This window comes from Pseudomonas sp. FG29 (assembly GCF_057809355.1).
Map to the genome: position 1 here is coordinate 1 of NZ_JBMDJU010000010.1, position 21,397 is coordinate 21,397.

The 21,397-nt window shown below is 63.7% G+C and carries 19 protein-coding genes; 7 read left to right on the forward strand and 12 right to left on the reverse strand.

Going from position 1 to position 21,397, the window contains the following annotated elements; genetic code table 11:
• Positions 1–128: 128 nt before the first annotated feature.
• The gene (gene chrA / locus ACODS1_RS12365) at positions 129–1,463 is read right to left on the reverse strand and encodes a chromate efflux transporter (protein WP_489085880.1); all 1,335 of its coding nucleotides are present in this window, start codon (positions 1,461–1,463) and stop codon (positions 129–131) included.
• Between the two features lie 719 nt (positions 1,464–2,182).
• Between chrA and ACODS1_RS12370 the strand changes: the two genes are divergently transcribed.
• Complete coding sequence (locus tag ACODS1_RS12370; protein ID WP_489085881.1) at positions 2,183–2,368, forward strand: hypothetical protein; 186 nt, start codon at positions 2,183–2,185, stop codon at positions 2,366–2,368.
• Positions 2,369–2,574: 206 nt separating this feature from the next.
• Positions 2,575–3,099: a GIY-YIG nuclease family protein gene (locus tag ACODS1_RS12375; RefSeq protein ID WP_489085882.1), complete on the forward strand. Its 525-nt coding sequence runs from the start codon at positions 2,575–2,577 to the stop codon at positions 3,097–3,099.
• Between the two features lie 205 nt (positions 3,100–3,304).
• Here the strand turns inward: ACODS1_RS12375 and ACODS1_RS12380 are convergent, their stop codons facing one another.
• From ACODS1_RS12380 to ACODS1_RS12395, 4 genes are all read right to left on the reverse strand, one after another.
• A complete protein-coding gene (locus ACODS1_RS12380) occupies positions 3,305–4,036 on the reverse strand; it encodes an ABC transporter ATP-binding protein (protein WP_489085883.1) in 732 nt (243 codons plus the stop codon).
• Positions 4,033–4,863 carry an ABC transporter permease gene (locus ACODS1_RS12385; RefSeq protein ID WP_489085884.1) on the reverse strand — a complete coding sequence of 277 codons (831 nt, stop codon included), beginning with the start codon at positions 4,861–4,863 and terminating at the stop codon, positions 4,033–4,035. The genes ACODS1_RS12380 and ACODS1_RS12385 overlap by 4 nt, the downstream gene beginning before the upstream one ends.
• Positions 4,864–4,866: 3 nt before the next feature.
• Positions 4,867–5,859 carry an aliphatic sulfonate ABC transporter substrate-binding protein gene (locus tag ACODS1_RS12390; protein WP_489085885.1) on the reverse strand — a complete coding sequence of 331 codons (993 nt, stop codon included), beginning with the start codon at positions 5,857–5,859 and terminating at the stop codon, positions 4,867–4,869.
• Between the two features lie 70 nt (positions 5,860–5,929).
• Entirely contained in the window at positions 5,930–7,249 is a 1,320-nt protein-coding gene (locus ACODS1_RS12395; protein WP_489085886.1) for an OprD family porin, read from the reverse strand.
• A 486-nt stretch (positions 7,250–7,735) separates the two neighbouring features.
• Here ACODS1_RS12395 and ACODS1_RS12400 point away from each other — a divergent pair, with 486 nt between their 5' ends.
• Positions 7,736–8,695, forward strand: a complete 960-nt coding sequence (locus tag ACODS1_RS12400; RefSeq protein WP_489085887.1) for an aliphatic sulfonate ABC transporter substrate-binding protein — start codon at positions 7,736–7,738, stop codon at positions 8,693–8,695.
• Positions 8,692–9,921 carry an acyl-CoA dehydrogenase family protein gene (locus ACODS1_RS12405; RefSeq protein ID WP_489085888.1) on the forward strand — a complete coding sequence of 410 codons (1,230 nt, stop codon included), beginning with the start codon at positions 8,692–8,694 and terminating at the stop codon, positions 9,919–9,921. The genes ACODS1_RS12400 and ACODS1_RS12405 overlap by 4 nt, the downstream gene beginning before the upstream one ends.
• Before the next feature lie 597 nt (positions 9,922–10,518).
• Here ACODS1_RS12405 and ACODS1_RS12410 read toward each other — a convergent pair.
• Positions 10,519–11,763 (reverse strand): MFS transporter, encoded by a 1,245-nt coding sequence (locus tag ACODS1_RS12410; protein ID WP_489085889.1) that lies wholly within the window; start codon positions 11,761–11,763, stop codon positions 10,519–10,521.
• 261 nt (positions 11,764–12,024) lie between these two features.
• Here ACODS1_RS12410 and ACODS1_RS12415 point away from each other — a divergent pair, with 261 nt between their 5' ends.
• Positions 12,025–12,654, forward strand: coding sequence for a class I SAM-dependent methyltransferase (locus ACODS1_RS12415; RefSeq protein WP_489085890.1), 630 nt, complete (start codon positions 12,025–12,027; stop codon positions 12,652–12,654).
• Here the strand turns inward: ACODS1_RS12415 and ACODS1_RS12420 are convergent.
• Positions 12,651–13,868 carry an MFS transporter gene (locus tag ACODS1_RS12420; protein WP_489085891.1) on the reverse strand — a complete coding sequence of 406 codons (1,218 nt, stop codon included), beginning with the start codon at positions 13,866–13,868 and terminating at the stop codon, positions 12,651–12,653. The genes ACODS1_RS12415 and ACODS1_RS12420 overlap by 4 nt on opposite strands.
• 104 nt (positions 13,869–13,972) lie before the next feature.
• Between ACODS1_RS12420 and ACODS1_RS12425 the strand changes: the two genes are divergently transcribed.
• Positions 13,973–14,746, forward strand: a complete 774-nt coding sequence (locus ACODS1_RS12425; RefSeq protein WP_489085892.1) for an AraC family transcriptional regulator — start codon at positions 13,973–13,975, stop codon at positions 14,744–14,746.
• Positions 14,747–14,896: 150 nt separating this feature from the next.
• Here ACODS1_RS12425 and ACODS1_RS12430 read toward each other — a convergent pair whose 3' ends face one another.
• A complete protein-coding gene (locus tag ACODS1_RS12430) occupies positions 14,897–15,808 on the reverse strand; it encodes a LysR family transcriptional regulator (protein ID WP_489085893.1) in 912 nt (303 codons plus the stop codon).
• 103 nt (positions 15,809–15,911) lie between these two features.
• On the opposite strand from ACODS1_RS12430, the gene ACODS1_RS12435 reads away from it, so the two are divergent.
• Entirely contained in the window at positions 15,912–16,841 is a 930-nt protein-coding gene (locus ACODS1_RS12435) for a DMT family transporter (RefSeq protein ID WP_106738262.1), read from the forward strand.
• A 7-nt stretch (positions 16,842–16,848) separates the two neighbouring features.
• Here the strand turns inward: ACODS1_RS12435 and ACODS1_RS12440 are convergent, their stop codons facing one another.
• From ACODS1_RS12440 to ACODS1_RS12455, 4 genes are all read right to left on the reverse strand, one after another.
• Positions 16,849–18,435 (reverse strand): GMC family oxidoreductase, encoded by a 1,587-nt coding sequence (locus tag ACODS1_RS12440; RefSeq protein ID WP_489085894.1) that lies wholly within the window; start codon positions 18,433–18,435, stop codon positions 16,849–16,851.
• Between the two features lies 1 nt (position 18,436).
• Complete coding sequence (locus tag ACODS1_RS12445) at positions 18,437–19,270, reverse strand: ABC transporter ATP-binding protein (protein WP_322979500.1); 834 nt, start codon at positions 19,268–19,270, stop codon at positions 18,437–18,439.
• A complete protein-coding gene (locus ACODS1_RS12450; RefSeq protein ID WP_119694039.1) occupies positions 19,258–20,061 on the reverse strand; it encodes an ABC transporter permease in 804 nt (267 codons plus the stop codon). Before ACODS1_RS12450 ends, ACODS1_RS12445 begins: the two co-directional genes overlap by 13 nt.
• Positions 20,062–20,237: 176 nt before the next feature.
• Positions 20,238–21,224 (reverse strand): ABC transporter substrate-binding protein, encoded by a 987-nt coding sequence (locus ACODS1_RS12455; RefSeq protein ID WP_489085895.1) that lies wholly within the window; start codon positions 21,222–21,224, stop codon positions 20,238–20,240.
• Positions 21,225–21,397 lie beyond the last annotated feature (173 nt).

The window sequence follows — 21,397 nt, forward strand, 5'->3', positions numbered from 1 at the left end:
TTGTGCTCAAGAGCGACTTGAGCAAAAACAAAATACAAGGGTGGGTTAGCGGCGCAAAACACCGCTACCACAGCCACGTACCCACTCGACGCGCCGCGTAACCCACCAAGCGATGCCAAGCCAGACACTCAACCCAACAACCGAACCGCCAACCCCACCAACGCACAGGCCACCAACGTCTCGATCACCCCACGTTTGAAAGCGAACAGGGCCACACCCGCCCCGAGGGTAATCAACGCCGACACCCCATCGAACGCCCCGGCGAACCCCTGCGGCCAGAGCACGTGATAGCCGAAGAACAGCGCCAGGTTGAGGATCACCCCGACCACCGCAGCCGTGATCCCGGTCAACGGCGCGGTGAACGTCAACTGCCCATGGGTCGATTCCACCAGCGGCCCGCCAGCGAGGATGAACAGAAACGACGGCAGAAAGGTGAACCAGGTGACCAGCACCGCCGCCAACGCCCCACTGGCGAAGGCCGAATCGCCCCCAAACAGCGGCTGGCCATAGGCGCCGACGAAGGCGACAAACGCTACCACCATGATCAACGGCCCCGGCGTGGTTTCACCCAGCGCCAGGCCATCGATCATCTGCCGGGGCGTCAGCCAGCCGTAGTGCTCGATGGCGCCCTGATACACATAAGGCAGCACCGCATAAGCACCGCCGAAGGTGAGCAGCGCGGCCTTGGTGAAAAACCAGCCCATCTGCGTCAGCGTGCCCTGCCAGCCGAACGCCAGGGTCAGCAGGCCCATCGGCAACAGCCAGAGCACCGCGCCGGCCAGCAGGATCAACGCCAGCCGGCTGGAGCGAAAATGCGTGTGCGCCAGGCGCGTCTCGTCATCAATCAGCGCCGGCGCATGAACCCCGCCCGCCTCGCCATGCCCGGCCCCAACCGCAAAGTGCTGCGGCGCCAGCCGCCCACCGATGTACCCCACCAGCGCGGCGCCCAGCACGATCAGCGGGAACGGCAGCTGCAGCGCGAAGATGGCCACGAAGGCCGCCGCCGCGATGGCCCACAGCCAGGCGTTTTGCAACACCCGCCCGCCGATGCGCCAGGCCGCCTGCACCACGATGGCCGTCACCGCCGGCTTGATGCCATAGAAGATCCCCGCCACCAACGGCACATCGCCAAACACCAGATAGACCCAGGACAGCGCGATCAGGATCAGCAGCGACGGCAGCACGAACAGCGCCCCGGCGATCACCCCGCCCCAGGTGCGGTGCATCAGCCAGCCGATATAAGTCGCCAACTGCTGCGCCTCCGGCCCCGGCAGCAACATGCAGTAATTCAGCGCATGCAGAAAGCGCCGCTCGGACAACCAGCGACGCTTCTCCACCAACTCCTGATGCATGATCGAAATCTGCCCCGCCGGCCCACCGAAACTGATCAGCCCCAGCTTCAACCAGAACCAGAAGGCCTGCAGCAAACTGACCGGGGCGGGACGTTCAGGCAAGTCGGACATCTAGAGGCTCCAGCGGCTGCAAATCGACCGGCCACTATAGCCATGAAAGATGACAGCCGCGCGTCACCGCACGAAAAACCACCAGCCAAGCGCAGCCCTTGCCCCACCTGGCCTGGACGAGTTTTCCCGCATCTTATCCACAGCACTTTCCCCAGATTCTGTGCACGACACCCGGCAACAGGCCTCTGTCCTGCCCCGCTGTTGAAAACATGAGCCAAGTGATTGATTAAAAGCGATATTCCGCCTGGCGATAAAGCCAGCAGAGCTTCATTGGACAAAAACTGAACGGTCTGCCGAAGCCCGCTTGAATGCTAGGCGCGGAGGGCTTTTGCAAAGGTTATCCACAGCGCTGTTAACAGAATTTGTGGGTGGGTTTGGGAAGGTCTGGATGGCCGTTTCTCCAACGGTAAACGACCAACATGGCATTTTGCCCATGAAGTATGGACAGCCTCGCAGTGGATGGACTAGGTTCTGGGTTGGTTCTGCTGGTGCAGTGATCCAGCAGATTGGGCTTGCCATTATCTCTGCCGTGTTTCTCTCTAGGGGTTGTCGCGTTTCACGCGACAACCCTCAATCGAAACAAGGACTTGCAAAGCGACAAGGAAGGTTGTGCGACAGGTGTCGCGTGGAAACGCGGCATCAATGTCATCTAATTAATTGTTAGAAACCTGCAGGTGTGTACTTCATCACAGGGAACAATATACGTAGGAGTAAATTAAATGCCGAAATACCAAGTTAGCATAAAGTATGGAAACCCAGGCCAACACAAAGGCAGTACTCAAGTAATTACAGTTGAAGCTGAAAGCGACTCAACCGCAATGACCCTTGCCACTAACAAGTTAAAAAACAGCAATAGCGCATATAGAGACAAAGAATTTGAAGTAGTAAAAGTAAAAAAAGTTTAAAGCTAAGACTCATACCAGCGAGCCGGCAGACATCCATTATCTGTCAGCTCGCCAGCCTAAAACCTACACCATAAGTATTATTGCACCGCAATCAGTATCCGTTGTCATCCCAACTACAAGATCGTCTTATAAAGGTTTCTAACAACCCGCTAAAGTCTCTCGTTTCACTCGCTGGAACAGCCCCCAACCACACGTTAGAGTTCTTTATGCCACTCCATGACTGCCCACATACTTTCGAGCAGCTTGCAGCCGAAATTCTCCCCGCGCACATGCAGCGCATGCAGGAAGCCTTAGCCAAGGCTGAGCCTATGAATAACTTCTGCATGCCAGGCGTAGGAATAAAGACACTCTTAGGGAACAAAGGAAGGGTCAAGGACTTCTCTGGTTGCTATACCCTACTCGAGGGTAATAATCCAATTTATGTAGGAATATCTCGCGGTGTAATCGGCCGTTTAAAACAGCATGTCTGCGGCAAGACTCATTTCGATGCCAGCCTTGCTTTCCGTATAGCCTGGTCAAAACATCCAGACCAGGCAATAAAGAAACTAACACGATCCAAAGCAATGCAAGACGCATTATTCGGCATTTCATTCATTGAAGCGCAGAACTACCTAAAATCATTAACAGCAGCTTTTATTGAAATAAAAAACCCTCTTGAGCTATATGTCTTTGAAGCCTATTGCGCAATCACACTAGACACACACCAGTGGAATTCATTTGAAACCCATTGAGTACCCATGAGAACGGAGATAGATTTATTTAGCCATCTCGTTAATCGAAATAGTTTCTCTTTTCCATCGACCTCATTCCCACCATATTCCCATTGCTTTCTACCCTCCCGGATTACATCCGGGCTACGAAAAGCCGTCCGCGTGCGACACAGATAAAAAATCGGGCCTTACGGCCCGAAAAAGTACTCCACCTTGAAGAGTTCGTTTACAGCACGTGCGACTGGTACAGCTCGGTCAGGGCCTCGCCGCGCAGGTAGGCCAGCTCCGCCGAGCGGCGGTCGCGGGGGCGGGTCAGGGGCACCGCCAGTTCGCGTTGCAGGCGGCTTGGCGTGCCACCAAGGATCAGCACGCGGTCGCTGAGGTAGAAGGCCTCGTCGAGGTCATGGGTGACCAGCAGCACAGCGATCTCGTAGCGGGCGGCCAGCTCCACCACCAGATCCTGCAGTTTCATGCGGGTGAAGGCGTCCACTGCACTAAAGGGCTCATCCAGCAGCAGCACCTGCGGTTTGCCGTACAGCGCGCGGGCGATGGCCACGCGCTGGGCCTGGCCGCCGGAGAGGTGTTTGGGCAACGCGTCGCCACGCCCGTGCAAGCCGACGTCGCGGAGCAATTGCTCAACCCAATGGTCTTCAGCCACCCAGCCATCGGCGAAGCCGACGTTCTGCGCCACGCTCAGCCAGGGCATCAGCCGAGGCTCCTGGAACACCACGCCGATGCCGCTGCCACGCCCGAAGTTAAGCAGCGGGTTGAGTTCCAGCCCGCCCTGGTAGTCCTGATCCAGCCCGGCGGCGATGCGCAGCAGGGTGCTTTTGCCGCAGCCGGAGGGGCCGAGCAGGCTGACCACTTCGCCAGCGGCCAGGCTCAGGCTGACGTCTTCGAGCACCCGTACGTCAGCGAAGACCTTGTGGATGTTCTGCAGTTTCAGCAATGCACTCATGCTCCGCCCTCCCCGCCCTGAAAGTTGTCGCGCCAACGCAGGGCGCGGGTTTCCCAGGCCTTGAGCAGGCTGTCGCTGAGTTTGCCGAGCAGCGCCAGCAGCAGGATGGCGGCGATCACCAGATCCGGTCGCGAGGTTTCCCGGCCATCACTGAGCAGGTAGCCGAGGCCACGGGTGGCGGCGATCAGTTCGGCGGCGACGAGGAACATCCAGCTCAGGCTGAGCGCCCCGCGCAAGCCGGTGAACAGGCTCGGCAGCGCGGCGGGCAGGAGGATGCGGCGCACCAGCGCCAGCGGCGACAGGCCGTAGAGCCGTCCCACTTCCACCAGTTTGCGGTCGATGTTGCGGATGCCGGCGAGCAGCGCCAGGTACACCGGGAAGAAGGCGCCGAGGGCGATCAGGACGATTTTCGGCGTTTCGTCGATGCCCAGCCAGAGCAGCAGCAACGGTACCCAGGCCAGGCTGGGAATTGCCCGCAGCGCCTGGAAGGTCGGTTCCAGATAGGCTTCGGCGCGGCGGCTGAGGCCCACCCAGGTACCGATGACGATGGCCAGCACAGCGCCGATGGCAAAACCGGCGCTGACGCGCAGCAGGCTGGCGTTCAGATGCCGCCACAGCTCGCCGCTCTGCGCCAGCAGGTACAGGGTTTGCGCCACCTGGCTCGGCGCGGGCATCTGGTGCGCGGGCAGTACGCCGCTGCGCACCAGGGTTTCCAGCAGGGCCAGAATCAGCAGGGGCACCACCCAACCACGCAGGTCGGTCAGTGCCGGCCGCCAGCCTGGAAGCCGTTCAGCCCAGCGACCGATGACGAGATTGAGCGCGCCCATCGGTCAGCTCCCCACCTTGGCCACGTTGCTGCCGATCACCTGAGCGGCCAGTTGCGGCTGGATCAGTTGGTCGACCACCTGAGCGACGTCGGTGCCCGGACGCACCAGTTGCTCGTCGAGCAGGATGGGCGCGGCGGCTTTCAGCGCCTTGATGTGTTCGGCGCCCGGCTGCGGGTTGCTGAAGTCGGTGCGCGACAGTTGCAGCTTGGCCACTTCCAGCGGCAGCTTGGCCTCACTGGCGAGCAACTGGGCCAGGGTATCGGGGTTGGCTATGGCCCACTGACGCGCCTGCTCATAAGCGGCGATCACCTGCTTGATCAGCTCGGGCTGCTCCTTGGCGAACTTTTCGGTGACGCTGAGCACGCTGTAGCTGTTGAAGTCGCGGTTGCGGTACAGCAGGCGCGAACCGGCCTGCAGCTCGCTGGCGGCCATCAGCGGGTCGAGCCCAGCCCAGGCCTGCACATCGCCACGCTCCAGGGCGACTCGACCGTCGGGGTGTTGCAGATGGACGATTTCCACATCGTTCTTGTCCAGCCCGGCCTTCTGCAGGCTTTGCAGGAGGAACAGGAAAGGGTCGGTGCCCTTGGTGGCGGCGATCTTCTTGCCCTTGAGGTCGGCCAGCGACTGGATGGGCGAATCCTTGGGCACCACCAGTGCCGTCCATTCCGGGCGGCTGGCGACGTAGACGGTGTTGATCGGCGCGCCGTTGGCGCGGGTGAGCACGGCGGCCAGGCCGGCAGTGGAAGCGAAATCGGTGCTACCGCCGTTGAGGTATTCCAGCGAGCGGTTGCTGCCCTGGCTGAATACCCATTTGACGGCGATGCCCTGCGGCGCGAGGGCTTTTTCCAGCAGGCCCTGTTGCTTGAGCACCAGACTGGTAGGGGCATAGTAGGCGTAGTCCAGGCGGACTTCTTTTGGCGGTGCAGCGTGAACAACGGTGGGCAACCAGGCGGCAAACAGGGCCGCCAGGCCAACGCGCAAGGCATTCTTTTTCATGGTCATCTCCTCATGGATGAATGGCCTTCCGGCCCGTTGGCGGGCCGGTCAGGAGATGGCGAAACCGGGTTTACAGAAGGGTCAGGGTGTAACTCAGGATCAAACGGTTCTCGTCGGCGTCGGTGGCGACGTTGCCGCGCTGGGTCGCGTTGCGCCAGGACACACCCAGGCCTTTCAGCGGACCATCCTGCAGGGTGTAGTCGAGGCGGAAGTCGCGCTCCCACTCCTTCAGGTCACCGTTGGCGGAGTCGACGTTGTCGCCCTTGAGGTAAGCGACGCTAGCCTTCAGGCCCGGTACGCCGAGCTTGGCGAAGTCATAGCCGTACTCGGCCAGCCAGGTACGCTCGCCGGCGTTCTGGAACTTGCCGATCTGGCGGTCGGTGATCAGGTAGGACGAGGAACCGCCGCCCTGGTTGAGGAACGGGAAGGCACTGTCGCCTTCGACCTGCTGGTAGCCCAGGCTGGCAAAGTGGCTGCCCAGGGTGTAGGTGAACAGCGCGCTCCAGGTCTGGTTGTCGACCTCACCGGTGCTGCTGTCGCCAGCACGCCAGTAGCCGGCGCTGCGGTAGCCATCGGCACGGCCGGAGGCGCTGCCGTTCTTGCCGTCGGAGTTGCTGTCGAAGTAACGCAGGTCGGTCTTCAGCGAACCCGGGCCGATCGCCCAGTTGTGCACCAGGCCGAGGAAGTGCTGTTTGTAGAAGTCTTCCAGGTTGCCGTAGTAGTACTGCAGCGTCAGGTCTTTGGTCAGCTTGTAGTCACCACCGGCGAAGTAGAACTTGTTGCTGTCGGCGTCACCGCTGGCGCCAGCGATACGCAGGGCGATGTCGTCGGTGGAGCTACGGGTCTTGGTGCTTTCCAGTTGGCCGGCGGTCAGGGTCAGGCCGTCAATCTCGTTGGAAGTGATCTGCCCACCCTCGAAGGTCTGCGGCAGCAGGCGGCCGTCGTTGAAGGTCACCACCGGCAGCTTCGGCAGCAGGGTGCCGATACGCGCCTCGGTCTTGGACAGGCGCACCTTGGCGGTCACACCGGCCTTGCTGTAGTCGTCCACGGCGCTGCCGTCGCGCTCCAGCGGGAATAGCTGGCCGGGGGTGCGATCACGACCGGTCTTGCTCGCGGTGCCGCCGGAGTCCAGCTTCACACCGAGCAGGCCGATGGCGTCGAGACCGAAGCCAACGGTGCCTTCGGTAAAACCGGAGCTGTAATTGAAGATGAAGCCCTGGCCCCACTCCTGCGCCTCGCCGTTGTTGTTGGCGGTGTTCTTGGTGTTGAGGTCGTAATAGAAATTGCGCAGGCCGAGGCTGGCCTTGCTGTCTTCGATGAAACCAGCGGCAGTCGCTTCGGTGGCCAGTGCGGCCAGGGCGACGGCCAGCGCCAGATTGGACTTGTTCATGCTCGATGCTCCAGATGCTGTGTGCTGTTCGGGTTTGGCACTGCACAGGGGCTCGGCAGGACAGCGGACTTGGCGCTGGTCTCGGCGGATTGGCAAAAGAGCCCCTGATTCGGGCCCGATGCGGTGGTCCGCTGTCGGCTGGTGGCTAATCTACGAGACGAGCGTTAATCCCTAAAAAGAATTATTTTTCACCTTGTAGTAACTAAAAAGAATATAAGCCTGATCCCGATGCAACTCGCTGCGTAGGAGCCGATTCATCCGCGAATCCTGCGAGCCACTTCTGACGGCTTGCTTCGCCAGCCCGCACAGGGCCCCCGCCGCGCCTGACAAACTGGCCTTAGCTAATTCCTAAAAATTATTTAACAACTGCTTTTTATATCGACTAGCTTCTCTTCACCGGATCACCGGACTTCTTTTTCTAAACACTGAAGTACGCGTGATCCGCCGCAATCCCATGGCCGGCACGTGTTCGTATCGAGAGCCGCCATGTCCAACACCTATTCCAAACGCAGCACACTGATCGCCGCCTCGCTGGCCATTGGCCTGCTCGTCGCTCCGCTCACCGAAGCCGCCGAGCAACTGCGCATCGGCTACCAGAAATCCTCCACGCTGATCAGTCTGCTGAAAAGCCAGGGCACCCTGGAAAAAACGCTGGCCGATCAGGACATCACCGTCAGCTGGCACGAATTCGCCAGCGGCCAGCCGCTGCTGGAGGCGCTCAACGTCGGCAATATCGACCTGTCCGCCGACGTCGCCGACACCGTGCCGGTGTTCGCCCAGACCGCCGGCGCCGACCTCGACTATTTCGCCCAGGAAGCGCCGTCGCCCAGCGCGCAGGCGATCATCGTGCGCGAGGATTCGCCGATCAAAACCCTGGCCGACCTCAAGGGCAAGAAGGTCGCCGTGACCAAGGCGGCTGGCGTGCACTACCTGTTGATCGCCGCGCTGAACAAGGCTGGCCTGAAGTTCAGCGACATCGAACCCGCCTACCTGACCCCGGCCGACGGCCGCGCCGCCTTCGAGAACCGCAAAGTGGACGCCTGGGTCACCTGGGAACCCTTCCTCAGCGGCGCGCAGCAGCAGTTGCCGACGCGCATCCTCGCCGACGGCAAGGGCCTGGCCGACTACCAGCGCTACTACCTGACCAGCGCCACCTTCGCCAAGAGCCACCCGCAGGTGCTGCAGACCGTATTCGCCGAGCTGGTGAAGACCGGCGACTGGCTGCGCGCCAACCCGCGCCAGGCGGCTGAAATCCTCGGCCCACTGTGGGGCAACCTAGACCCGGCCATCGTCGAGAAGGCCAACGCCAAACGCAGCTATCAGGTGCGTCTGGTGCAGCCGGACAGCCTCGCCGAACAACAGAAAATCGCCGATGCCTTCTACGGCGCCAGCCTGTTGCCAACCTCGGTGGATGCCCGCGAAGTCAGTATCTGGAGCCCGCAATGAGTGCTGAAGCCCGTCTGCACCCCAGCCTGCGTGACGAGCCGCTGTTCGCCGCGCACCTGTTCCCCGTGGATTTCGGCAGCCGCACGGCCAAGGTCGAACGCCTGGCCCGGCGCCTGGCAGCCAGCGCGGTGGAGCGTGATCGTGCTGGTGGCAGCGCCCAGGCCGAACGCGAACTGCTGCGCGACAGCGGTCTGCTGACCCTGGCCGTGCCGCAGCAGTACGGCGGCCAGGGCGTGGCCTGGCCGGAGATCTATCGCATCGTGCGCTACCTGGCGGCGGTGGACAGCTCGCTGGCCCACCTGTTCGCCTTCCAGCACCTGCAGGTGGCTACCATTCTGCTGTTCGGCACCCCCGATCAGCAGCGCCACTGGTTGACGCGCACGGTTCAGGAGCGCTGGTTCTGGGGCAATGCCACCAATGGGCGCGACACCGGTCTCAAGCTCAGCACGCGTGAGGAACATTACGAGCTCAATGGCAGCAAATCGTTCTGCTCCGGTGCGCTCGGCGCCGATGCGCTGGTGATCAGCGCACCGCGCGGCAAGAACCCTGAGGATCGCGTATTCATCGTACTGCCCAGCCAGCGCGAAGGCCTGGCGGTGAACAGCGACTGGGACGGTTTCGGCCAGCGTCAGACCGACAGCGGCACGGTGCAGTTCGAGCAGGTGTTCGTCGATGCCGGCGAGCTGCTTGGCCCGGTTGGCCCCAGCCCGCGTACCACCCTGCGCGCCTGCCTGTCACAGCTGATCCTCACCCAGCTCTACCTGGGCAACGCCCAGGGCGCGCTGGACGCAGCGCTGCGTTACACCCGCGAGCAGAGCCGCGCCTGGCCGGCATCGGGCGTAGCCAATGCCAGCGACGATCCATTTATCCAGCAGCGCTACGGCGAGCTATGGCTGCGCTATCGCAGCGCCCTGCCCCTGGCCGAACACGCCGCCCAGCGCCTGCAAGCCGCCTGGGAAAAACCGGCGCTGACCGCAGCCGAACGCGCTGAGGTGGCGCTGGCCATCAGCGAGGCCAAGGTCGTGGCGGTGCGCGCCGCCCTCGATATCACCAGCCAGATCTTCGAAACCATGGGCGCCCGCGCCACCAGCTCGCGCTACGGCTTCGACCGCTTCTGGCGCAACGTGCGCGTGCACAGCCTGCACGATCCCATCGACTACAAGGTGCGCGACCTCGGCCACTGGCTGCTCAGCGGCCAGGGCCCGCAGCCATCGCTGTACGGCTGATCGGGGGAGCCAGCAGATATTGTAGGAGGGGCTTTAGCCGCGACCCTGTCGTCTTGATACAAACCAGTGCCTGTGGCGGGACTGCCCCGGATTGCATCCGGGCTACCTCACGCCCCGGCAGCCAAATCGACAGGGCGAAAAAGCATCAACCTCGCTCGGCCCTTACTGCACCTGGCCTGGACGAGTTTTCCCGCATCTTATCCACAGTGCTTTCCCCAGATTCTGTGCACGACGCCCGGTTACACGCTCCCGCCCTGCCCTGCTGTTGAAAACCCAAGCCAACTGATTGATTAAAAGCGATATTCCGCCTGGCGATAACGCCAGCAAAGCGTCATTGGGCAAAAACTGAGCGGCCAGCCGTGGCCCGCCTGGATGCTAGGCGCGGCGGGCTTTTGCAAAGGTTATCCACAGCGGTATTAACAGAATTTGTGGGTGGGTTTGGGAAGGGCCTGGATCGCACCTCTGGCACGAGAAACGCGTAGGACGTACCGGTACGCCGGCCGCTCGGAAGCAGTACGCCGATTAAGTGTTGGACGCAGACTACTGTCTCGGCACGGCCTGGCGGGCTGCTCGCTTCGCGAGCGAGGCCGCCCTACGTCAGGCCGCCTTGCTTGGCGACGCATCCTCGAAGCGATTCACCTTGCGCAGGCTCTTGAAGCCAAGCATCCAGCCGCCAGTCACGGTCAGGGTGCAGGCGCAGCCGAGCAGTGCCGCCGGTACTACGCCGAACCAGGCGGCGCTGGTGCCGGCGCGGAATTCGCCCAATTCGTTGGAGGAGCCGATGAACAGCATGTTCACGGCGTTAACCCGACCACGCATGGCATCCGGTGTGGAGAACTGCACCAGCGAGGAACGGATGTACATGCTCACCATGTCCGCACCCCCCGCCACCACCAGCGCGGCGAAGGAAAGCCAGAACAGGCTGGACAGGGCGAACACCAGGTTGGCCACACCGAACAGCGCCACCGCGCCGAACATCACCAGGCCGACATGGCGGTTGAAGGGCTTCATGCTCAGGTATAGGCCCACCGACACCTCACCGATGGCCATGGCGCTGCGCAACAGGCCGAGGCCTGTTGGGCCGACTTCCAGCACTTCCTGGGCGTAGATCGGCAGCAGCGCCACCACGCCGCCGAGCAGTACGGCAAACAGATCCAGCGAGATGGTGCCGAGGATGATCGGCCGCGTGCGGATGAAGTGGATGCCGGCGGTGAAGCGCGCCCAGGCGCCCGCCTCCAGCGCCTGCATCTTCTCTGCATAGAGCACCGGCACCCGCTGCAGCAGCACGCAGCCGGCGAGGAAGCAGGCCAGGCACACCGAGTAGGTCAGCCCACCGCCACCGATGGCATACAGACCGCCACCGATCACCGGCCCGGAGATGGTCGCGCCACGCATGATCATGCTGTTGGCGGCGATGGCCGCCGCCAGGCGCTCGCGCGGCACGATCTGCGGCAGCAGGCTGGACAGCGCCGGCCCGGTAAAGGCACGGCCGCAGCCGTACAGCACCAGCACCGCGTAGTACCAAACGACCGGCGCGCCGCTCAGCGACAACCACAGTAGCGACCCGGCACACACAGCCTCGACCAGCCAGCTGAGCATCAGGATCAGCTTGCGGTCGTAGCGGTCGATCAGGTCGCCAGCCGGCATCAGCAACACCAGCATGGGGATGAACTGCGCCAGGCCGACATAGGCCAACGACAGCGGATCGCGGGTCAGGTCATAGACCTGCCAGGCGACGACGATGGCCTGGATCTGTACGGCGAAGACCACGACGATGCGAGAGATGAGAAACGCCAGAAAACCGGGAAGGCGATAAACAGAAGCGGGAGCAGCAGCGGACACGGTGCAAACCTCGAGGCATGACCGGTCGGTTCCGGTCGAGGTGGGCCGGCCAATCTACGGCAAAGCTCCGGCCTGGGGCAAACCAGCGAACAGGCTGTTGCGCGGGTTGCTCCGTTGCGTGGTGGTAATGGACATATTTGTAGGGCGCAGAGGAATCTTGTGCAGTCGCGGCTGAAGCCGCTCCTACGGGAATAGCGTGCAAGCGCAGGGGGCAGACGACTTTGGTAGCCTTGTCCGAACGTTTTTTACGGAAGCCTCACCATGCCCCTGAGCCCTGACGAACTCGCGCAGATCAGCGCCCTCACCCTGGCCCACTACCAGAACAGTGCCGAGGATTTTCGCGAGGGCACGCGCGACCATGACGTGAGCCAGAACATCGCCGCGCTGCTGCGGCATATCGAGGGCGAGAAGCCCTGGCGCATTCTCGATTTCGGCTGCGGGCCGGGGCGCGACCTGCGCACCTTCAGTGGCCTGGGCCACGAAGCTATCGGCCTGGATGGCTGCGCCGAGTTCGTCGCCATGGCGCGTGCCGACAGCGGCTGCGAGGTGTGGCAGCAGAGCTTTCTCGAACTGGAGCTGCCGGCCGGGCATTTCGACGGCATCTTCGCCAACGCCAGCCTGTTCCATGTGCCGGATCAGGAACTGCCGCGTGTACTCGGCCAGTTGCAGGCGGCGCTCAAAGCCGGCGGCGTGCTGTTCAGCTCCAACCCGCGCGGCGAGAACCAGGAGGGCTGGAACGGCCCGCGCTACGGCAGCTATCACGATCTGGAACGCTGGCGTGCGCGGCTCACGGCAGCCGGTTTCGTCGAGCTGGAACACTACTACCGCCCCACCGGCCTGCCACGCGACCAGCAACCCTGGCTGGCCAGCGTGTGGCGGCGTGTCGATTAGCGGGATTTCAGCGACGGCAACAGCGCGGTGAGGATGCCCAGCAGCGGCAGGAAGGAGCAGATCAGGAACACCTCCTCGATGCCGTGAATGTCCGCGAGGTAACCGAGCAGCGCCCCGCCGATGCCGCCGAAGCCGAACATCAGGCCGAAGAACAGCCCGGCGATCATGCCGACGTTGCCCGGCATCAGCTCCTGGGCGAAGACCACGATGGCGGAGAATGCCGAGGCGAGGATGAAGCCGATCACCATGCTCAGCACGCCCGTCCAGAACAGGTCGACGTGCGGCAGCAGCAGGGAGAACGGTGCCACGCCAAGGATGGAGAACCAGATCACCCGCTTGCGCCCGATGCGGTCGCCGATCGGCCCACCGAAGAAGGTGCCGGCCGCCACCGCGCCGAGGAACAGGAACAGATAGAGCTGCGAACTGGCCACCGACAGGTCGAACTTCTCGATCAGGAAGAAGGTGAAGTAGCTGGTGAAGCTGGCCATGTAGAAGTACTTGGAGAACACCAGCAACGCCAGGATCAGCAGGGCAAACTTCACCCGCCCGGCCGACAGACCGTGGGTGGCCACGCCGCCCTGCTTGAGCTTGAACAGCGTCAGGTGATGGCGATACCAGCGGCTCAGGCCGTACAGCACGACGATGGCGAAGGCGGCGAACAGGCCGAACCAGGCGACGTTGCCCTGGCCGTAGGGAATGATGATCGCCGCCGCCAGCAGCGGGCCGAAGGCGGTACCGGCGTTGCCGCCGACCTGGAAGGTGGACTGCGCCAGGCCATAACGACCGCCCGAGGCCAGACGGGCGATACGCGACGCCTCGGGATGAAAGGTCGACGAGCCGACGCCCACCAGCGCCGAGGCCAGGAGGATCGCCGGGAAACTACCGACGAAAGCCAGCATGAGGATGCCGACCAGGGTGCACAACGAACCGGCCGGCAGCAGCCAGGGCTTGGGATGGCGGTCGGTGTGGTAGCCCACCCACGGTTGCAGCAGCGAGGCGGTGAGCTGGAAGGTCAGGGTGATCAGGCCGATCTGGGCGAAGCTCAGGCCGTAATTGAGCTTGAGCATCGGGTAGATGGCAGGCAACACGGCCTGGATCAGGTCGTTGATCAGGTGCGCCAGGGCGCAGGCGCCGATCACGCGCATCACCAGAGTGTTGGCCTGGCTGACGGGCGAAGCGCCGGCCAGGGAGGTAGCGGCAGGACTGCTGGACATGCTTGAAGCTTCCGAACGAGATGAGGAACGCCGCTATGCTAGGCTGCGCCCAATCGCCTGTCTCACGAAGATCGGGAAACAACCCTCGCAAAAAAGGCATCCCCATGCGCTTACCTGACAAACTGTTGGCCGAGATCGATGCATCGCCCTGGCTGGTCAGCAGCAGCGCCACCGATTACCCGGTCAACGCCGTTATCGAGCCGCACTCGCACCGCAACAAGCACCAGCTGATCTACGCCATTTCCGGGGTGATGGTGGTGACTTCGGCGATGAACCAGTGGACGGTGCCGCCGAGCCGCGGCATCTGGATGCCGTGCGGCCAGGTGCATGCGATCCGCTGCGTCGGCAGCGTGAAGATGCGCAGCATGTTCGTACGCCCCGACAGCCTGCCGGACATGCCCGCCGAGTGCCGCGCCGTGGCCATTTCGCCGCTATTGAGCGAGCTGATCCGCGCCGCCGTGGACATCACCCAGCCCTACGCCGAGGACTCGCGCGAGGCGCGTGTGATGCGCCTGATCCTCGATGAACTGCGCATCCTGCCGACCCTGCCGCTACACCTGCCGCAGCCGGCCGATCAGCGCCTGCTGCCGATCTGTACGACGCTGCAGAATGATCCGGGCGACGCCTCTACCCTGGCCGACTGGAGCGCCCGCCTAGGCCTGGACGAGAAGACCATCCAGCGCCTATTCCAGAAAGGCACCGGTATGACCTTCGGCCAGTGGCGCCAGCAGGCGCGCCTGTTGCTGGCCCTGGAACGCATTGCGCTGGGTGAGAAGATCATCGACATCGCCGGGGAGCTGGGCTACGACAGCCCCAGCGCCTTCACCACCATGTTCAAGAAGCAGTTCGGCCTGACGCCTAGCCAGTTCTTCAAGTGATGTGCGGTTGGGAATGCTGGCGCAGGGCTGTCGCGGCTAAAGCCCCTCCCACACGCATGCCTCAACACCGGAGCACAGCCGGTCAAACCACGCACCGTAGGAGGCGCTTTAGCGGCGAGCGGTTCTATCGCGGCTGAAGCCGCTCCTACGTCACGTGTCCAGGTCGTCGCCGGATGAGCGCTCGGGCGAGAGGTAGCTGACCAGTTGCCGCGCATGGGATGACAGCGCCTCCCAGCTGCGCACGCACAGACGTAATTCGCGGGTGGCCCAGACATCTTCCAGCATCACCACCGCCACCGGCAGTTCCTGGGCGAAGCGGGTCGCGGCCACCTCGGGCAGCATGGATACGCCGACGCCCTGCGCCACCAGTTGGGCGATGGCGTCGAAGCTCGGCGCACGCACCCGTACCTTGAGCGGCAAGGCATTACGCACCGCCATGTACTCGACGAAGCGCTGCATCGCCCGCTCCGCCGGCAGGCAGACGAAGGGGTAGTTGAGCGCATCACGCAGCGAGGCCGCGCGCTGGCCGATCAGCGCGTGCCCATGCGGCACCAGCATCACCAGGCGGTCGTTGCGAAACGGCAGCGACAGGAGTTCATCGGTGGGCAGGTTGCCGTCGTACACACCGATGTCGATGGCGCCCTCCCGCACTGATCTCAGCACGGCCTTGCTACCCTGCTCGGCCAGTTGCAGATCCACTTCCGGGTAGTCGGCCAGGAAGGGGCCGAGCGCCGCCGGCAGGAAGGTGCTGTTGGCCACGGTGGACGCGCCCAGGCGCAGGGTGATGCGCCGCTCGCCCTTGAGTTCCTCGACGGTCTGGGTAAGCAAACGGGCTTCCCTCAGCACGCCCTGGCAGGCCTCCAGCACCAGACGCCCGGCCGGCGTCGGAGTCATGCCGTCGCTGCTGCGCACGAACAACGTCAGGCCGCAGCGTTCCTCGAACAGGCGCAGGCGGGTGCTGGCTGCCGACACCGCGACGGGAAAGGTCGCCGCCGCCTTGCTCAGGCTGCCGGTGGCGGCAATCGCCACGATCAGGCGCAGGTCGGGCAGGTCGAAATGCATAGAGCCTTCTCCAAATCAGAACGCCATCTTCGTGAATTTGCGATTCTAGCCAATTTGTTTTCCATCCAGAATAACAGCTCACTCCCCTGTCGTAGCCTTGCTCATGAATGCCATGACCGCCTCGTACCGCCGCAGCCTGGACAACGGCGTGCTGTTCGCCGTGCTCTCGGCCACCGGTTTCAGCCTGAAAGCCATCTTCGTCAAACTCAGCTATGCCGCCGCGCCGGTAGACGCCATCACCGTGCTGAGCCTGCGCATGGGCCTGGCGCTGCCGCTGTTCGCCTGGCTGCTGTGGCTGAGCCGGGGCACCGGGCAAGCGCGCTTGTCAGCGAAGGACTGGGCGCACGTTCTGCTGCTGGGGATGCTCGGCTACTACCTGTCGAGCCTGTTCGACTTCTACGGCCTGCAGTACATCAGCGCCGGGCTGGAGCGGCTGATCCTGTTCACCTACCCGACGCTGGTGCTGCTGTTGCAGATGCTGGCGATGGGCGAGCGACCCGGCCCGCGCACCTTCCTCGCCCTGGGTCTGTGTTACCTGGGCCTGAGCATCGCCCTGGTGCATGACATCCGCGTGGAAGGCGACAGCGAGCAGATCCTGCTGGGCGCCGCCTGGGTGTTCGCCAGCGCAGTGACCTATGCCCTGTACTACCTGGGCACCGGCGTGGTGATCCGCCGGGTCGGCTCGATGCGCCTGGCGGGGCTGGCTGGCGGTTCCTCGGCGATCATGGTGCTGATCCACTACGCCATCAGCGGTGACCCGACGCAACTGGCGAGCCTGCCGAGCGAGGTATGGCTGTACGGCACGCTGATGGCGCTGCTGTCGACGGTACTGCCGATCTACTGGCTGGCCCTGGCCGTGCAGCGCATGGGCGCCAGCCATGCCGCCATGTTCGGCAACCTGGGCCCGGTGCTGACGCTGTTCGCCGCCTGGGTGCTGCTCGGCGAGGCCATCACCCTCTACCAGATCGCCGGCCTGGCGCTGGTGCTGCTGGGTGTCTCGCGCCTGTCGGCGAGCAAGCGCAAGACGGGCTGAGCCAAGCTCAGACCTGGCGGATCAGATCGGCAGCCTTCTCGCCGATCATGATGCACGGCGCGTTGGTGTTACCGCTGATCAGCGTCGGCATGATCGAGGCGTCGGCCACGCGCAGGTTGGCCACGCCACGCACCTTCAGCTCGGGCGTGACCACTGCCGCGTCGTCGCTGCCCATCTTGCAGGTGCCCACCGGGTGGAACACGGTGGCGGCCTTCTCGCGCAGGTGCGCCAGCAGTTCCTCATCGCTCTGCACCTGCGGGCCGGGCAGCATCTCCTCGCCACGGATATCGGCGAACTGTGGTTGGGCGAGGATGCTGCGCGCCAGCTTGACCCCTTCCACCAGCACGCGGGCGTCCTGCTCGTCACTGAAGAAGTTGAAGTCGATGCTCAGGCTGCGGCCCTCGCCCAGGCGCACTTCGCCGATGCTCTTCGGTCGCAGCACGCAGGTGTGGATGGCGTAGCCATGGCCCCACTCGAACAGGCGGCCGCGATGGCTGCGGTAGCCGGGCACGAAGTGCATCTGCACGTCGGGCAGATCGCCCGCCAATGGCGTGCGGGCGAAGCCGCCAGCCTCAACGTAGTTGGTGGTCAGCCAGCCCATTTTCTGCGCCAGGTACTTGAACGGCGAGGCGATGATCTTCGGCAGCGCGCCGACGGAGAAGCCCAGCGACAGCGGGCTCTTCGAGCGCACGGTGAGGGTGCCGTCGATATGATCCTGCAGGTTCTTGCCGACACCAGGCAGGTCGACCTTGCAGGCCACGCCGGCCGCCTCCAGCTCGGCCTTCGGGCCAATGCCGGATTTCAGCAGGATATGCGGCGAGCCCAGCGCACCGGCGCAGAGGATGGTCTCGCGGGTGCACTGCAGGGTGCGCCACTGGCCGTTCTGGCGCAGCTCCAGACCCGTGACGCGCTCGCCATCGAGCAGCAGGCGCTCCACTTCGCAGCCGGTGAGCACGACGAGGTTGTCGCGTTTACGCACCGGGGCGACGAAGGCGCGGTAGCTGGACAGGCGCCGGGCGTTCTTCTGGGTGACGTTATAGAGGCCAACGCCTTCCAGGCTGCCGCCGTTGAAGTCGTCGTTGCGCTTGAGGCCGATCTGCTCGGCAGCGCGGATGTAGCGCTCGGACAACGGGTTGGGGTCGCGCGGTCTGTCCACCAGCAACTCGCCCTGGGTGCCGTGGTAGTGCAGCGACTGGCCCAGGCAGTTGCCTTCGGATTTCTTGAAATACGGCAGCACGTCGCTCCAGCCCCAGCCGGGGCAGCCGGCGGCCTCCCAGCGATCGTAGTCGCTGGCGTCGCCACGGATGTAGATCATGCTGTTCATCGAGCTGGAGCCGCCCAATGCCTTGCCACGCGGGGTGTGCAGGCGACGCCCGGCGAGGTGCTTCTGCGGCGCGGAGAAGTAGTTCCAGCTGAACACCTTGCTCTTGTACAGGGTGATGGTGCCGGCCGGCACCTGCACACGCGGGCTGGCGTCGCTGCCGCCGGCCTCGATCAGGCACACGCGCACGGCGGGGTCTGCGCTCAGACGGTTGGCCAGCACACAGCCGGCGGAACCGGCGCCGACGATCAGGTAGTCGAAGCTGCCTTCCATCTCAATGCACCTCTTCCATGTCGTCATGCAGCAGGCCGAGGATATGCCGCTTCATGCGGATGAACTCAGGCTCCATGACCACGTCGAGGGTGCGCGGACGCTCGATGGGCACATCGAGAATTTCCTTGATCCGCCCTGGGCGCGCGCCCATCACGTAGATGCGGTCGGCGAGCAGGATGGCTTCGTCGATGTCGTGGGTGACGAACACCACGGTCTTTTTGCTGTTGCCCCACACCTGCAGCAGCAGTTGCTGCATCTGCAGGCGGGTCTGGCTGTCGAGTGCGCCGAAGGGTTCGTCCATCAGCAGGATCTGCGGGTCGTTGGCCAGCGCACGGGCGATGGCCACGCGCTGCATCATGCCGCCGGAAAGCTGCTTGGGGTAATGCTCGGCGAACTTGGCCAGGCCCACTTCGTTGAGATAGAACTCGACGATGGTGCGGATCTCGCTGGCCGGCAGCTTGCGCCGCTTGAGGCCGAACTCGATGTTCTGCCGCACGGTGAGCCAGGGGAACAGGGTGTAGCCCTGAAACACCATGCCACGGTCGGCACCGGGGCCGTCGACCTTCTGCCCGCCGACGTAAATCTCGCCCTCGGTGGGTTCGTTGAGGCCGGCGGTGAGGTAGAGCAAGCTCGACTTGCCACAGCCGGACGGGCCGACGATCACCGCGAACTGCTGATCCGGCACCTCGAAGGAGACGCGATCCAGCGCGGTGAAGGTGTCGCCCTTGGGCGACTGGTAGCGCAGGCTGACGTTGTCCACCTTGAGCCGCGCGGCGACCTCGGCGTACGCGCTGAGCGGCGGCATGATGTAGGGTTTCTTGGCTACTGCGCCCATGCGGCAATCCTCAGTCGAAGCAGACGGAACAGTTGGTCGGTGATCAGCCCGAGCAGGCCGATGATGGCGATGGCGAGGAAGATCACGTCGACCTGGAAGCCGCGCATGGCCTTGAGGCTGATGTAGCCGAGGCCACTGCTGGCGGCGACCAGTTCGGCCACCACCAGATAGGTCCAGGCCCAGCCCATGGTCACCCGCAGGGTGTCGAGGATGCCCGGTAGCGAGGCCGGGCCGAGCACGTGCAGCACCACGTCGCGACGGCTGGCGCCGAGGGTGTAGCTGGCGTTGAGCAGGTCACGCGAGACGCCCTTGGAGACGTCGGCGACCATCACCAGTTGCTGGAAGAACACGCCGAAGATGATCACCGCCACGCGCTGTTCCAGGCCGATGCCGATCCACAGGATGAACAGCGGCACGAAGCTGGTCACCGGCAGGTAGCGGATGAAGTTGACCAGCGGCTCGAGAAAGGCCTGGACGATGCGAAAACTGCCCATCAAGAGGCCCAGCGGCACCGACACCAGCGACGACACGACGAAGCCAATCAGCACCACTTCCAGGCTGGCCAGCACATGCTTGCTCAGGGTGCCGTCGCCGGCCAGGCGCACGCCGGCGGCGATCACGTCGCCCGGCGTCGGCAGGAACATCGACGGCACCACGCCGCCGTAGGACAGCAGGGCCCACAGACCGAGTACCAGCAGCCAGCAGAGGCTGCTAGCGCCCAGCACCAAACGACCAGGCAGGTCGACTTTCGGGGTCAGGCAGCGCTGCACCCAGGATTTTTGCGTGGCCATGAACCACCTCGTGTTGCGGGTATTGGGAAGACGCACGGAAAACGGCAGGTAACCACCGTCAGTCCCCTCTCCCCGTTGGGGAGAGGGCTAGGGAGAGGGGAAGACATCTTCATGCGCATGCTTCCAACCCTCTCCCCCGGCCCCTCTCCCACAAGTGGGAGAGGGGAGCAGAGCACTTACGGCGCGACGAACGAGGTATCCACCAGATCCTCGTAGCTCACCGCATAGGGCTTGCCCTGCAGGGTGCTCCAGGTCTCGTTGGCCAGCTTGATGATCTCGGCGATGTCGCCGGCCTTGCCGGGAGTGCCGAGCAGCTTCTCGCTCATGGCCTGGTCGTAGAACTTCACGCCCTTGGCCGCTTCGGCCAGATCCTTGGGATTGGACAGGTAGCCACCAACGCCCTTGGCCATGATTTCGTAGGCCTTCTCCGGGTTCTGCTTGGTGTACTCGACCGCCTTGTACAGGCCGGCAACCAGCGCCTTGACGTCTTCCGGCTGCTTCTCGATGACGCCGCAATCCAGCGCCACCACGTCGACGATCACGCCGGGTGTAGCGCTGCTGTCGACCAGCACCTTGCCGCTGCCCTTCTGCTTGACCATGGTCAGGTTCGGCTCCCAGGTCACCGCCGCCGGTACGTGGCCGGCGATAAAGGCCGAGGCGGCGTCATCGGCGGTCATGTTCTGCACTTCGATATCGCTCATGCTCATGCCGGCCTTCTTCAGCAGGTAGCTGAGCCAGAACTGCGACACCGAGCCCTCGTTGACCGCCACCGCCTTGCCCTTGAGGCCCTGCATGTCGGCGATGTCGTTCTGCACCACGATGCCGTCGCCACCGTGGGATTCGTCCAGCGCCGCCACGGCCTTGAAGCAGAAGTCCTTGGAGCGGTACTTGAGGATTTCGTCGATGGTCGAGGCCGAGCCGGACAGCTTGCCCGAGGCCTGCGCGGCCATGTACATCGAGGCTTCCTCGATGGTGGTCAGTTGCAGGTCGAGACCGGCTTCCTTGAAGTAGCCGAGGTCACGGGCCAGGTACAGGGTGCCGTAGCCGACCCAGGTGGTGTGGCCGATGGACAGGGTGCCGGCCTGAGCGGTGGCAGCCATGCCGGCAGCCAGGGCGGTGCACGCGAAGGTACGGACGATACGGTGGCGCAAGGACGATTTCATGTAGCACTCCCACAGCCTGTTGGCTCGTTATTGGTTTGCGTGGGGCAGGGATTGGCCAGTGGCCGAAACACACTTTTACGGGCCGACCTCGTTGGATCGGCGCCTGGTTCTTCGCCGCCCTCTGTGGGGCGGTTTCGGGTAATGCCTGTCGCTTTTGCTCTCGTAGGAGCGGC

Coding starts and splice junctions, on each gene's coding strand:
- chrA (WP_489085880.1), bottom strand. CDS start 1,463: ATGTCCGACTTGCCTGAACGTCCCGCCCCGGTCAGTTTGCTGCAGGCC.
- ACODS1_RS12370 (WP_489085881.1), top strand. CDS start 2,183: ATGCCGAAATACCAAGTTAGCATAAAGTATGGAAACCCAGGCCAACAC.
- ACODS1_RS12375 (WP_489085882.1), top strand. CDS start 2,575: ATGCCACTCCATGACTGCCCACATACTTTCGAGCAGCTTGCAGCCGAA.
- ACODS1_RS12380 (WP_489085883.1), bottom strand. CDS start 4,036: ATGAGTGCATTGCTGAAACTGCAGAACATCCACAAGGTCTTCGCTGAC.
- ACODS1_RS12385 (WP_489085884.1), bottom strand. CDS start 4,863: ATGGGCGCGCTCAATCTCGTCATCGGTCGCTGGGCTGAACGGCTTCCA.
- ACODS1_RS12390 (WP_489085885.1), bottom strand. CDS start 5,859: ATGAAAAAGAATGCCTTGCGCGTTGGCCTGGCGGCCCTGTTTGCCGCC.
- ACODS1_RS12395 (WP_489085886.1), bottom strand. CDS start 7,249: ATGAACAAGTCCAATCTGGCGCTGGCCGTCGCCCTGGCCGCACTGGCC.
- ACODS1_RS12400 (WP_489085887.1), top strand. CDS start 7,736: ATGTCCAACACCTATTCCAAACGCAGCACACTGATCGCCGCCTCGCTG.
- ACODS1_RS12405 (WP_489085888.1), top strand. CDS start 8,692: ATGAGTGCTGAAGCCCGTCTGCACCCCAGCCTGCGTGACGAGCCGCTG.
- ACODS1_RS12415 (WP_489085890.1), top strand. CDS start 12,025: ATGCCCCTGAGCCCTGACGAACTCGCGCAGATCAGCGCCCTCACCCTG.
- ACODS1_RS12420 (WP_489085891.1), bottom strand. CDS start 13,868: ATGTCCAGCAGTCCTGCCGCTACCTCCCTGGCCGGCGCTTCGCCCGTC.
- ACODS1_RS12425 (WP_489085892.1), top strand. CDS start 13,973: ATGCGCTTACCTGACAAACTGTTGGCCGAGATCGATGCATCGCCCTGG.
- ACODS1_RS12430 (WP_489085893.1), bottom strand. CDS start 15,808: ATGCATTTCGACCTGCCCGACCTGCGCCTGATCGTGGCGATTGCCGCC.
- ACODS1_RS12435 (WP_106738262.1), top strand. CDS start 15,912: ATGAATGCCATGACCGCCTCGTACCGCCGCAGCCTGGACAACGGCGTG.
- ACODS1_RS12440 (WP_489085894.1), bottom strand. CDS start 18,435: ATGGAAGGCAGCTTCGACTACCTGATCGTCGGCGCCGGTTCCGCCGGC.
- ACODS1_RS12445 (WP_322979500.1), bottom strand. CDS start 19,270: ATGGGCGCAGTAGCCAAGAAACCCTACATCATGCCGCCGCTCAGCGCG.
- ACODS1_RS12450 (WP_119694039.1), bottom strand. CDS start 20,061: ATGGCCACGCAAAAATCCTGGGTGCAGCGCTGCCTGACCCCGAAAGTC.
- ACODS1_RS12455 (WP_489085895.1), bottom strand. CDS start 21,224: ATGAAATCGTCCTTGCGCCACCGTATCGTCCGTACCTTCGCGTGCACC.